This window comes from Arthrobacter sp. Y3224198, assembly GCF_059090025.1.
Window position 1 is genome coordinate 57796 of the sequence record NZ_JBNHFG010000011.1, and the last position, 11764, is coordinate 69559.

At 67.2% G+C, this 11764-nt stretch carries 11 protein-coding genes; 4 read left to right on the forward strand and 7 right to left on the reverse strand.

All coding sequences use genetic code 11. The features are described 5' to 3' along the window. Positions 1-220 precede the first annotated feature (220 nt). The 4 genes from AC5RUF_RS08345 to AC5RUF_RS08360 all read right to left on the reverse strand — a co-directional run bounded on the left by AC5RUF_RS08345 (position 221) and on the right by AC5RUF_RS08360 (position 5716). Positions 221-1186, reverse strand: a complete 966-nt coding sequence (locus AC5RUF_RS08345) for a bile acid:sodium symporter family protein (protein WP_494130252.1) — start codon at positions 1184-1186, stop codon at positions 221-223. A 143-nt stretch (positions 1187-1329) separates the two neighbouring features. Continuing rightward, positions 1330-2565, reverse strand: coding sequence for an NADP-dependent isocitrate dehydrogenase (locus AC5RUF_RS08350; RefSeq protein WP_494130253.1), 1236 nt, complete (start codon positions 2563-2565; stop codon positions 1330-1332). Positions 2566-2741: 176 nt separating this feature from the next. Continuing rightward, positions 2742-4355 (reverse strand): bifunctional phosphoribosylaminoimidazolecarboxamide formyltransferase/IMP cyclohydrolase, encoded by a 1614-nt coding sequence (gene purH, locus AC5RUF_RS08355; protein WP_494130254.1) that lies wholly within the window; start codon positions 4353-4355, stop codon positions 2742-2744. Positions 4356-4726: 371 nt separating this feature from the next. Beyond that, positions 4727-5716, reverse strand: a complete 990-nt coding sequence (locus AC5RUF_RS08360) for an endonuclease domain-containing protein (protein WP_494130255.1) — start codon at positions 5714-5716, stop codon at positions 4727-4729. A 137-nt stretch (positions 5717-5853) separates the two neighbouring features. Between AC5RUF_RS08360 and AC5RUF_RS08365 the strand changes: the two genes are divergently transcribed. Then, positions 5854-7206: an MFS transporter gene (locus tag AC5RUF_RS08365; protein ID WP_494130256.1), complete on the forward strand. Its 1353-nt coding sequence runs from the start codon at positions 5854-5856 to the stop codon at positions 7204-7206. A 65-nt stretch (positions 7207-7271) separates the two neighbouring features. On the opposite strand, the gene purN is transcribed toward AC5RUF_RS08365, so the two are convergent. Further along, positions 7272-7847, reverse strand: a complete 576-nt coding sequence (gene purN / locus AC5RUF_RS08370; protein ID WP_493997847.1) for a phosphoribosylglycinamide formyltransferase — start codon at positions 7845-7847, stop codon at positions 7272-7274. 40 nt (positions 7848-7887) lie between these two features. Here purN and AC5RUF_RS08375 point away from each other — a divergent pair, with 40 nt between their 5' ends. Next, positions 7888-8316 carry a hypothetical protein gene (locus tag AC5RUF_RS08375; protein WP_493997846.1) on the forward strand — a complete coding sequence of 143 codons (429 nt, stop codon included), beginning with the start codon at positions 7888-7890 and terminating at the stop codon, positions 8314-8316. Here the strand turns inward: AC5RUF_RS08375 and AC5RUF_RS08380 are convergent. Beyond that, entirely contained in the window at positions 8313-9611 is a 1299-nt protein-coding gene (locus tag AC5RUF_RS08380; RefSeq protein WP_494130257.1) for a cell division protein PerM, read from the reverse strand. The two genes, AC5RUF_RS08375 and AC5RUF_RS08380, sit on opposite strands and share 4 nt — an antisense overlap. A gap of 79 nt (positions 9612-9690) precedes the next feature. Next, positions 9691-10437, reverse strand: a complete 747-nt coding sequence (locus AC5RUF_RS08385) for a TSUP family transporter (RefSeq protein ID WP_493996283.1) — start codon at positions 10435-10437, stop codon at positions 9691-9693. Between the two features lie 22 nt (positions 10438-10459). On the opposite strand from AC5RUF_RS08385, the gene AC5RUF_RS08390 reads away from it, so the two are divergent. Next, on the forward strand, positions 10460-11095 hold the full coding sequence (locus tag AC5RUF_RS08390) for a DUF1684 domain-containing protein (RefSeq protein ID WP_494130258.1): 636 nt from the start codon (positions 10460-10462) through the stop codon (positions 11093-11095). Between the two features lie 67 nt (positions 11096-11162). Then, a complete protein-coding gene (locus AC5RUF_RS08395; RefSeq protein ID WP_494130259.1) occupies positions 11163-11759 on the forward strand; it encodes a GNAT family N-acetyltransferase in 597 nt (198 codons plus the stop codon). The last annotated feature ends 5 nt before the right edge of the window (positions 11760-11764 follow it).

Consider the following 11764-nt stretch of genomic DNA (forward strand, 5'->3'; position numbering starts at 1 on the left):
TCTTCCGGCGGCATGGGATCCGGAGGTTCGGGCTCCGGCGGCATGGGATCCGGAGGTTCGGGCTCCGGCGGCTCCGGCTCCGGGCAGTCCTCCTCATCGGGGCCCTCGTCCTCGGGCGACCAGGGCGCGGGCATTTAGCCCGGGGTGTAGAACCTACTGAGGAAAAGCGCAGTGCCCGGGCATCCGCCCGGGCACTGCGCTTTTTTCCGTTCCTGATACGTCAGGAGGTGGGCCGGCGCTGCCAGATGGCCGCCATTACGGCACCGGAAACGTTGTGCCACACGGAAAACACCGCGGCGGGAAGGGCAGCTTCGGGCGCGAAATACTGCTTCGCCAGCCCTGCGGCCAGGCCGGAATTCTGCATACCCACTTCAATCGCCATGGTCCGCCGCGACGGCACCGGCTGCCGGAGCAGCTTGGCGGCGCCATACCCCAGGCTCAGACCCAGGGCGTTGTGCAGCACCACGGCCAGCAGGATCAGCCAACCTGCGGTGAAGATTGCCTCCGAGCTGCCGGAGACCACCGCGATCACCACAAAGGTGATGGCGAGGACCGAGATCCACGGCAGCACCGGCAGCACCCGGTCCACCAGGCGAGGCACCAGGTACCGGATCACCAGCCCCAGGATCACCGGAATCAGCACAATCTGGACAATGGACCACGCCATGTTTCCGGCGTCCACGGCCATGTACCGCCCTGCCAGCCAGAGGGCCAGCAGGGGCGTCAGCAGCGGTGCCAGCAGTGTGGACACGGAGGTCATGGCCACCGAGAGCGCCACATTGCCGCGGGCCAGGTAGGTCACCACGTTCGAGGCGGTGCCGCCCGGCGCGCAGCCCACCAGGATCACCCCGGCGGCCAGTTCCGGGCTCAGCCCCAGGGCCCAGGCGATGCCGAAGCCCAGCAGCGGCATGATCACGTACTGCGCCACCACGCCCAGCAGGACGGGCAGCGGCTGCCGGGCCACCAAGGCGAAGTCCGGCAGGGTGAGCGTCAGTCCCATCCCGAACATAATCAGCATCAGGCCGGGATTGATAAAGCCGGAGAGGCCTGTGAAAGGGGCGGGGAAGAACAGCGCCACCAGTCCCCCGGCAACGATCAGGAGCGGAAAGACGGTCACCGCTATGCGGGCGCTTCGCTCTTCGGCAGCGGTGCCGGCCGTTGCCGGCGCAGTGGTGGAGTTCGACATCCCCACATGGTGGCACCGCGGTCTGCCCGGCGCTATTTGTTACGCGGACCCTTCATCTTGGTCCCGGACGGCAACAACGTCCTTAAACGACGACGGCGCGCCGCCCCGGAAGGGACAGCGCGCCGTCGTTGCAGTGGCAGCGGTTAGGCTGCGACCTCCGAGCCAAGACGGGCCTTGAGGTTCTCGTCCAGTGCGGCGAGGAACTCTTCGGTGGTCAGGTACGGCTGCTCGGGGCCGACCAGCAGTGCCAGGTCCTTGGTCATCTTGCCGGATTCGACCGTCTTGATGACTACGTCTTCAAGGGTCTCGGCGAAGTTGATGACCTCGGGGGTGTTGTCCAGCTTGCCGCGGTGCATCAGGCCACGGGTCCACGCGAAGATCGAAGCGATCGGGTTGGTGGAGGTGGGCTTGCCCTGCTGGTGCTGGCGGTAGTGGCGGGTCACCGTGCCGTGGGCGGCTTCGGCTTCAACCGTCTTGCCGTCCGGGGTCATGAGGACCGAGGTCATCAGGCCCAGCGAGCCGAAGCCCTGTGCAACGGTGTCGGACTGGACGTCGCCGTCGTAGTTCTTGCAGGCCCAGACGTAGCCGCCTTCCCACTTCATAGCGGAGGCAACCATGTCATCGATCAGGCGGTGCTCATAGGTGAGGCCGGCTGCTTCGAACTGGTCCTTGAACTCGGCGTCGAAGACTTCCTGGAACAGATCCTTGAACTGGCCATCGTAGGCCTTCAGGATCGTGTTCTTGGTGGAGAGGTACACCGGGTAGTTGCGCTGCAGGCCGTAGGCGAAGGAAGCGCGGGCGAAGTCCTTGATGGAATCGTTGAAGTTGTACATACCCATGGCGACGCCGCCATCTTCGTTGTACGTAACAACCTGCTGCTTGATTTCTTCGCTGCCGTCGGCAGGCGTGTAGGTCAGCGTCAGGGTGCCGGCGCCGGGAACCTTGAAGTTGGTGGCCTTGTACTGGTCGCCGTGGGCGTGGCGGCCGATGATGATCGGCTTGTTCCAGCCCGGGACCAGGCGCGGGATGTTGGAGATGATGATCGGCTCGCGGAAGACCACGCCGCCCAGGATGTTGCGGATGGTGCCGTTCGGGGAGACCCACATCTTCTTCAGGCCGAATTCCTCGACGCGTGCTTCGTCGGGGGTGATGGTGGCGCACTTGACGCCCACGCCGTGTTCCTTGATGGCGTTGGCAGCGTCAATGGTGACCTGGTCATCGGTCGCGTCGCGGTTCTGGATGGACAGGTCGTAGTACTTCAGGTCGACGTCCAGGTACGGGTTGATCAGGCGGTCCTTGATGAACTGCCAGATGATACGGGTCATCTCATCGCCGTCGAGCTCTACAACAGAGCCCACAACCTTGATTTTCTCGGCCACACGTTCTCCTAGTGTGTTGGTGGGCACCGGAGCATGTCTTGTGGCATGACGGAACCCGTCTTTTTGGCTTGTATTTGACTCCAACTATGCCACAGCCCACTATCGCCGCCCTAAACCGCGGGGCCTTGCATTACCTGCCCGGCCCCGCGGTTTCGGGGTGCACACACGCGTATGCGTCAGTGGAAGAAGTGCCGTGCTCCGGTGAAGTACATGGTGACGCCGGCGGCCGCCGCCGCCTCAATGACCTCGTTGTCCCGGATGGACCCGCCGGGCTGCACCACCGCCCGCACACCGGCGTCGATCAGGATCTGCAGCCCGTCCGCGAAGGGGAAGAACGCGTCCGACGCCGCCACGGAACCGCGTACGCGGTCCTCGCCTTCCGTGCCCAGTGTGTTTGCGCGTTCGACGGCGAGCCGGCAGGAGTCCACCCGGTTCACCTGGCCCATGCCCACGCCCACGGACGCGCCGTCCCGGGCGAGCAGGATGGCATTGGACTTCGCCGCACGGACGGCTGCCCAGGCGAAAGCCAGGTCGGCCAGGGTCGCCTCATCGGCAGGCTCCCCCGCCGCCAGCGTCCAGTTTGCCGGGTCGTCGCCCTCCGCCTGCAGGGTGTCCGCCTTCTGCACCAGCACACCGCCGGACACCTGCCGGAATTCGGCGGCATTGCGGCCGTACCCGTCCGGCAGGGCGAGCAGGCGGATGTTCTTTTTGGCGCTGAGGATCTCCACCGCTTCCGGCTCGAAGTCCGGGGCGATCACGACCTCGGTGAAGATGTCCTTGACGGTTTCGGCCATTCCCGCGGTGACCGTGCGGTTGGCGGCAATGACGCCGCCGAAAGCGGACACCGGATCGCAGGCATGCGCCTTGGCGTGGGCGTCGGCAATGGGATCGGCGGCGCCGGGCGAGGCCACCGCAATGCCGCAGGGATTGGCGTGCTTGACGACGGCGACGGCCGGCTCATCGAAGTCGAATGCGGCGCGCAGGGCGGCGTCGGCGTCCACGTAGTTGTTGTAGGACATGGCCTTGCCGTGCAGCTGGTCCGCCTGGGCGACACCGGGCCGGGCACCCTTGTCCACATAGAGGGCAGCGTCCTGGTGCGGGTTTTCGCCGTAGCGCAGCACCTCGGCGCGTTCCAGTGCCAGCCCGGTGTAGGCCGGCCATTTGGTGCCTTCTTCGGTGCCGTCGCCGAACTGCTCGGCGGTCCAGGTGGCTACCGCGTTGTCATAGGCGGCGGTGTGGGCGAACGCTTCGGCGGCCAGCCGGCGTCGCTGGGCCAGGTCGAAGCCGCCTTCGGCCGCGGCCGTCACCACGTCGGAGTACTTGTCCGGGTCCACCACCACAGCCACCGAGGGGTGGTTCTTGGCGGCGGCGCGGACCATGGAGGGACCGCCGATGTCGATCTGCTCCACCACTTCGTCCTGCCCGGCGCCGGAGCGCACGGTTTCCACGAAGGGATAAAGGTTCACCACCACCAGGTCGAACGGCTCGATTTCCATTTCCTCGAGCTGGGCCACGTGGTCCTCGCGGCGGCGGTCAGCAAGGATCCCGGCGTGCACCCGCGGGTGCAGCGTCTTGACCCGCCCGTCGAGGCACTCGGCGAAGCCCGTCACCTCGGAAACTTCGGTTACCTCGACGCCGGCAGCGGCAATCTGCTTGGCGGTGGAGCCCGTGGACACAATGCTGACGCCGGCGGCTGAGAGGCCCTGCGCCAGTTCCGTCAGCCCGGTCTTGTTGTAGACCGAGATCAAGGCCCGGCGGATAGGAACACGGTCAAGGACGGGGTTGCTCACAGCTGACTCTCCAAAATGGTCGGTGAAGGGCGTGCAAAGGCCGTGCGGCCTCCGAAAAGCTTAAGCCTTCCCGCTGCCGGCAGCCCGTGTGGCGGTGTAACAACGTGTCTCCGAGCCGAATGCGGCGCCAGCGGGGTCGCGGGTGGAATCGAAAGGGCACAAATTACCAATCCACGGATCGAAAGGGCACGATTTACCGCTTTGCTCCTCGAGAAGGCACGATTTACCGTTTTTGGCCCGAATTTCGGTAATTCGTGCCTTCTCGATTCGGACCGCCCCGCTCGTTGCGTCCGCCCCGCTCCATTCGTGCGTCGGAGTCACACGACGCGGCCGGGAAACCAGCCCCGCTCTAGGCCCCGGGCCGGCGAGCATCACATAACGCGGCCGGGAAACCAGCCCCGCGCACGCAACGTGCTGCGGATCCGTTCCTCCGTTGCCGCCCGGTTTTCGGGCCGAAGGTGCTTTTTGCTGAAGCGCAGCACTATCCATCCCAGTTGCCGGAGCCTTTCATCGCGCTCGATGTCGCGGTGCCATTGGTCCGGATCCCGCAGGTGGTGCTCCCCTTCGTATTCGAGGGCAATCCGCAGCACCGGATACTGCAGGTCCGGCCGGGACAGCGGCCGTCCGTCCGGACCGATGATCCACCGGTTCACCTCCGGTTCCGGCAGGCCCAGGGAGCGGATGAGGAGCCGCAACCTCGATTCCGGCGCTGAATCCACGCCCAACCGCACCAGCCCTGCCGCGGCCCGCGCCGTGGAAAGGCCCCGGCTGCCGCGCCTCCGGTCCAGGACCTCCTGCAGGTCCTGTAGCCGGCACAGCGGGTCGGGACGGGGAAGGTATCCGCCGCGCGACGGCGCATCGGGCCGTCGAAGCACGGAGTCTCCAGCCACCACCAGGTCGGAGACCCCGAGCATGGCCGCAAGGTCACACCACGTCCACGCCGGTGAGGTGACGAGCATCCCGGCTATCCGTACTACATCTTCCTGCAGCAGCGGAGCCTGATGCCCGACGACGCCCTGCCGCCTGGGCCGTGACAACCGCAGCGGCCGGGTCAGGTGAAGCGGGCCGTCCGTCAGATGTCCCGGCAGCCACATCCCCCACAGAGCGGCAGCGGTGGTGTGGCTGGCCACTGTGGAGCCGCCAACAGGCACAAGCGGACGGACCATTTCCAGCAGGGAGGGATCCACTCCGCGGACAGCACGCAACCCGTACCCGGCGACGTCGTACTCCTTTCGCCGCAGAACCGCCGGCGTCACCCCGCGTGCCCGTGCCTCGGCCACGGAAAACACAGGCCCAGAGAACACCGGCCCGGGTGCCGCCTCCGGAAGGGCCGGCCCTCCACTCCGCTGGGATTCAGCCATGACCCTATGCTTCCTGCTCCCGCGCGTCCCTCCGCTTTTGTCCACAGGCATGCGCCTGCGCGCGGTACTGTTTTCCCGACGCAAACAGCGCTCTCTTCTGCTTCATCTTCTGCCCTGCTCCGGAAGGCCCCGACCAGATGTCCATCACCAATGCCCTGCCCACCGGCGACCAGGTGGTCCAGAACCTGCCGTGGCGGTGGAACGTCCAGGGCCGGATCTTCCTCATCGGCGGCCTCGGCTTTATGTTCGACGCCTGGGACGTGACACTGAACGGCGTCCTGATTCCACTGTTGTCAAAGGAATGGGACCTGGTCCCGGCGCAGGCCGCCTGGATCGGAACCGCGAATCTGCTGGGCATGGCCATCGGCGCGTTTGTCTGGGGGTCCATCGCCGATGCGATCGGCCGCAAGCGGGCGTTCTCGGCCACCCTGCTGGTTTTCTCCCTGTTCACCGTCCTGGGCGCTTTCTCCCCGGACATTGTCTGGTTCTGCATCTTCCGGTTCATGGCCGGCTTCGGGTTGGGCGGCTGCGTGCCGGTGGACTACGCCCTGGTGGGCGAATTCACCCCGAAGAAGCAGCGCGGCCGGGTGCTGACCGGGATGGACGGCTGGTGGCCGGTGGGTGCCGCCCTGTGCGGCGTTACGTCGGCGGCCATCATGGCCGTGTTTGCCGATTGGCGGTACACCATGCTGGTGATGGTGGTCCCGGCCCTGCTGGTGTTCTGGGTACGCCGCTCCGTGCCCGAATCCCCGCTCTACCTGGTCAGCAAGGGCCGCCCGGAGGAAGCCGCCGCCGTCATCAATGACCTGATCCGCCGCACCGGCGGTACGGAAACCGACTGGCGGTTGCCCGAACCCGAGGCCCCGACCAAGCTTTCCCTGCGCACCATGGCCACCCAGCTCACGGACCTGTGGCGGTTCAGCAGCAAAACCACCATCACCGCGTGGTCGCTGTTCCTGAGCATCCTGCTGGTCTATTACCTGGCGCTGCAGTGGATGCCGAAGATCCTGGTGGACGCCGGATTCGAAGACTACCGGGCGTTCCTGACCACCTCGGGCATGGCCGCCGTGGGCCTGCTGGGTGTTATTGCCGCCGCGCTGCTGGTGGAAAAAGTTGGGCGGAAATGGATCCTGGCGGTCACGGGTCCGCTGTCCGCCGGCATCCTGGTAGTGGTGGCGCTGGTGGTGGACCTTCCCACCGCGGCCACTGTCTGGCTGCTGGTGTACGGGTTTGTGGTGCAGGTGGCCATCCCGGTGCTGTACGCCTACGTATCCGAGCTTTACCCCACGGAACTGCGCGGCAGCGGGTTCGGCTGGGCATCCACCGTCTCCCGGGTAGGGGCGGGCCTGGGGCCGCTGCTGTTCGTTTCGGTGCTCTGGCCCACCCTGGGACTGGCGGTGTCCTTTGCGCTGGCCGGCGGGCTGGTGCTGCTTGCCGTGCTCTGGATGGCGCGCTTCGCCCCGGAAACCCGCGGCGCGCCGCTGGAGTGATTCCGCCTGCGGACTCCCCCGCGCGTTTAGGAACCGCGGTTAGGACCCGCCTTTAGGAACCGAGTTTAGGACCCGGACCCGGTACGGCTGAGCCGGTCCAGGGTTTCAATCAGCAGACGCCGTTCCTGCACCTTGATCCGTTCGTGCAGGCTCTCCTCGGTGTCGCCGTCCAGCACCTCCACGGCAGCTTGGGCCAGGATCGGGCCGGTGTCCACGCCGGCGTCGGCCCAGTGGACCGTGCAGCCGGTGACCTTCACCCCGTAGGCCAGGGCGTCGCGGACCCCGTGCGCTCCGGGGAAGGAGGGCAGCAGGGCCGGGTGGGTGTTGAGGTAGCGCCCGTTGAAGGCGTTGATGAAGTCTTCGTCCACAATGCGCATGAACCCGGAGGAGAGCACCAGGTCCGGCTGGTAGGCCGCAACAGCATCCGTGAGTGCGCGGTTCCAGTCCGAGCGGACCGCAAAGTCCCGGAACGGCACCACAAAAGTCTCATAGCCGGCGTCAGCGGCGCGCTGCACCCCGTACGTGCCGGGGCGGTCGGACCCGACGGCGGCAATCTCCAGGTCGAGGCGGCCGTCGCGGACGGCGTCGAGCACGGCCTGAAGGTTGGATCCGGTACCGGACACGAGGACTACGATGCGCATGCGTCAACCATAGGGTGCCGCGTCGCCTAGGGTTAAACCCATGAACGACGGCGCGCAGCACAACACCCAGACCCTGTCACAGCCGGGCGGCCGCCCCGCACCCACCGAAGAGCAGCGGAAGAACGCGATGCGCTACGTGCGCATTTTCTGGCTGTTGGCATTGGCCACGATGCTCAGCAGCGGTCTGGTGCTGCCGTGGAAGCTCCTGCCCCTGGCTCTGGGGCTTGCCGCCCTCGTGGTGGGCATCATCGCCCTGGTGAAGCTGGCCCGGCGCCGGATGGGTGCGGCATGGCCCGTGCTCGTGTCCCTGGGCCTGCTCATGACCGTGTTCACCACCATCGGGCTGGCCGGCATGGTGGCCCTCTGGAACGACACCGCGGAATACGAAACCTGCATGCGCTCCGCCCTGACGCTGGACGCCGTGGAGACCTGCCAGGACGGGTACCTGCCGTTCCAGCAGCTGCGCTAGGCCTTCCGGGCTTTGCGGTCTTCGCGTTCCAGCCACGGGCCCACGGCGTAACCAACGACGACGCCGATTCCCACTTCCGCGGCAACCCACAGTCCCAGCCACAGCGGATCGGGGCCCAGGTGGACAAACCGGCCGATGCCCAGTGATCCCATGGACAGCCAGGCCGCTCCGGCGGCCAGCACGCCGGAAACCAGGCCCACGATCGCGCCCAGCACCAGCGTGGATACCGGGGCGGTGAACCAGCGGGCCCGGATCTTGATGGAGAGCCATTCGTCGAAGTGGTTCTCCCCCTCGCGCAGGAACCACCAGCCGGCCAGGATCCCGGCGGCCACCGGGATCAGCAGCGCCACGTAGCCGTACTCCATGCCCCCGTTGGGCAGGGCGGCCAGGACCGGGAGGGCCGGCAGCGGGCCCACCGTGGTTTCCAGCGGGCTGATGAGGCTGCCGGTGCCCAGGGCGAATCCCGCGCCGGAGGCCCAGCCGAGCGTCCACACCACAAAGTTGGGCAGCAGGCCCAGTTCGACGACGGTGAGCACCGTACCGCCCAGGGCGCCGGCGTCGAGCCGCTCGTAGACGGAGACGATCTGCGCCCAGTTCATCACCAGCGCCGCCACGAGCAGCAGCGAGGACAGGCCCAGCGCCGCGACAATCCCCACCACCCCGGCACGCAGCGCGGCCCACACGTAGGAGCCGGCCCAGCGCGAGTGCTGGCTGGTGCGGGCAATCCAGTCGGTGAGGTCCATGCCGATCAGCCGGACCCAGGACCCGGCCTCGATCCGTGCGCCCACTATCAGCCCGGCGCCGGCGGCGATCAGGGGCAGCAGCGCGCCGGCGGTGACGGAGATCCGCACGCCGTCCGTGCTGCAGAAGTAGGCCGCCGCCGCGCCGAGCAGCGCATAGGCACCCAGGGCACCCAGCAGGGCCTGCCACAGCTGATCCGTGTACGACGCCCTGGCCAGCCGGCGGCCGGCACGCCAGGACAGGAAGAACGGGATCAATGTCAGGCCCAGCGGAAAGAAGTTGAGCAGGCCCGAAGCGGGGCCGGGGCCGAGTTCCCCGGCCGGGAAGCTCAGGGTCAGCGGCACGCCGTGGATCAGCAGCCAGGCCTGCCCGCTCAGCCGGGCCAGGGACGTGAAGTCCAGAGAGCTGAACCCGTTGGCGAACCAGACCCCCACCAGCGGAACGAGCACGACCAGCGCCGAGAGCACGGCCGCCTGCCCCAGTTCGAACGTTCCCTGCAGCCAGAGTGGCATGGGCGGCACACCCGGCTTCTTCGGCCGCAATAAAATCTTCATCGCTTCTATCGTGCCACCCGGCCTGCCGCTGCCCGCTGAGGTGCCGGCGTGAGTCGGCTAACTCGGGCCTGCGCCGGGGTCAGAGGTCGTAGATGCCCTTGACCAGCGCGGTGCCGGCGCCGATGAACGCTATGACGATGACGGCCAGCCGGGCCTGGTCGTCGCGGATGTAGCGCTGGAGCTTCTCCCCCGCGTAGATGCCGCCCACGATCATGACTCCCACCAGGGCCCAGGCCCAGGGTTGGAACGGCGGCATCTGGCCCGGGTCCAGGGTGAGCTTGGAGGTCAGTGTGACGGCGGCCGTGGTGACGAAGAACGGCTGGAGTGTGGCCGCGAACGGGCGCTGCGGCCAGCGGGCCAGCAGCGCGTACACGCTCACCGCCGGTCCGCCCACGCCGGCCATCGCGTTGGTGATGCCGGAGGCAAACCCGGCCACGGCTTTGGGGACGTTGCCGGTCAGCACCACGGAGGTGCGTTGCAGGAGCAGGGAAATGCTGAGGGCCACCAGCACGACGGCGCCCACGGTGACGGCCAGCGGCGCCGCAGGCAGGTAGACGGCGGCGGCCGACGCCGGGACGCTGGCGATCACTGCCGGAACGGCCAGCCACCGGTACATGGACCAGTCAACGTCCCGCCACACCCGGCTCATGATCAGCAGGGAGGACACCAGTCCGCAGATGTTCACCATCAGCACCCCGCCGTGGGATCCGAGGATGATGACCAGGAACGGGGAAATGAGCAGGGCAAAGCCCAGACCGGCGATCCGCTGGGCAATCGCGCCGATGAAGATGGCGACAAGCACCACAATGAGAAGTCCGGTAGTCACCAGAACACACTACGCTGGACAAATGGTATCTCCCGTCACAGCTCTTGCCACCGCCGATTGGCGCCGTAACACGTTCGCCCTTTATGAGCAGGCGAGGCGGGCCGCCGAGGGCATCTCGACGTCGCACGCCCACTCACTCTGGGCCACCGGACGTGACCGGATGTTCGGCACGCACCCGGCGTCTCCCCTGCCCGAGGAGACCCGCCGCCGGTTCCGCGGCCTGCGGACCGCCCGGTACGATCCGGCGTTCCGGTTCGAGGCCGTGATTGACGACGCCGGCGCCGGGGAAACCATGACGGTCACCACCGGTACGGACGGGGTGGTTCCCTACACCCGGCTGGGAACGGTGAACGTGGATGGCGTGGGTGCCCTGGCGGTCTGGAACCTGGATTCCTATGGCGGCGGGATTTTCATCCCGGTCCGAGATGCCACTTCCGGCGCAGAAGGTGGAAGCTACGGCGGCGGCCGGTACCTGCTGGACACCATCAAGGGCGCAAACCTGGGCACCGGCAGCGTCCCGGGCAGCCTGGTGCTCGACTTCAATTACCTTTACAACCCGTCCTGCGCCTATGACGAGGCCTGGGCCTGCCCGCTGCCCGGTCCGGCCAACACCGTGGACACCGCGCTGCCGGTGGGCGAACTTTACGTGAACTACTAAGACTCCCGGCGCCCGTCCCGCCGCGTAGGCGGGCGGGTACACGGCAGTCCGTGCCTATGCTGGAAGGGTGCAAGCTTCCATTTCACATGCCACGCCTGAAGATATCCCCGGGCTCGTCGAACTGGCGGCCCTGACGTTTCCCCTGGCCTGCCCGCCCGAGGTCACCCCGGAAGACAGTGCAGCCTTTGTTGCCGCGAATCTTTCTGCCGCTCGGTTCACCAATTTCCTTGAGGATGAAAAGCGCCTGGTGCTGGCGGCCCGGCAGGACGGCCGGCTGGTGGGCTACAGCCTGCTGGTTCTGGAAGCGCCGACCGACCCTGACGTGCTTGAAGCACTGGATCAGGGCCGGGCCCTGCGGCCGTCGGCCGAGCTGAGCAAGTTCTACCTGCATCCGGACGCGCACGGCAGCGGGGTGGCGGGACAGCTGCTCGAAGCCGCTGCCGGTGCGGTTGCGTCCGTGGGGGCGCGGTCCCTCTGGCTGGGCGTCAATAAGGACAATGTCCGGGCGCAGTCCTTCTACCGCAAGTCCGGGTTTCAGGCCTCCGGCCGCCGGTCCTTCCAAGTGGGGGCGCATACCTTCCGGGACTTGATCATGGTGCGGTTGCTTGCGGACTTGGACTCCGGGTCCGATGCCGGCTCCGGACCCGGCTCCGGAGGTCAGTGACAGCC

Excerpts from the sequence above, each read along its gene's own strand:
- AC5RUF_RS08345 (WP_494130252.1), bottom strand. The coding sequence starts at position 1,186 with ATGTCGAACTCCACCACTGCGCCGGCAACGGCCGGCACCGCTGCCGAA.
- AC5RUF_RS08360 (WP_494130255.1), bottom strand. The coding sequence starts at position 5,716 with ATGGCTGAATCCCAGCGGAGTGGAGGGCCGGCCCTTCCGGAGGCGGCA.
- AC5RUF_RS08365 (WP_494130256.1), top strand. The coding sequence starts at position 5,854 with ATGTCCATCACCAATGCCCTGCCCACCGGCGACCAGGTGGTCCAGAAC.
- purN (WP_493997847.1), bottom strand. The coding sequence starts at position 7,847 with ATGCGCATCGTAGTCCTCGTGTCCGGTACCGGATCCAACCTTCAGGCC.
- AC5RUF_RS08375 (WP_493997846.1), top strand. The coding sequence starts at position 7,888 with ATGAACGACGGCGCGCAGCACAACACCCAGACCCTGTCACAGCCGGGC.
- AC5RUF_RS08380 (WP_494130257.1), bottom strand. The coding sequence starts at position 9,611 with ATGAAGATTTTATTGCGGCCGAAGAAGCCGGGTGTGCCGCCCATGCCA.
- AC5RUF_RS08390 (WP_494130258.1), top strand. The coding sequence starts at position 10,460 with ATGGTATCTCCCGTCACAGCTCTTGCCACCGCCGATTGGCGCCGTAAC.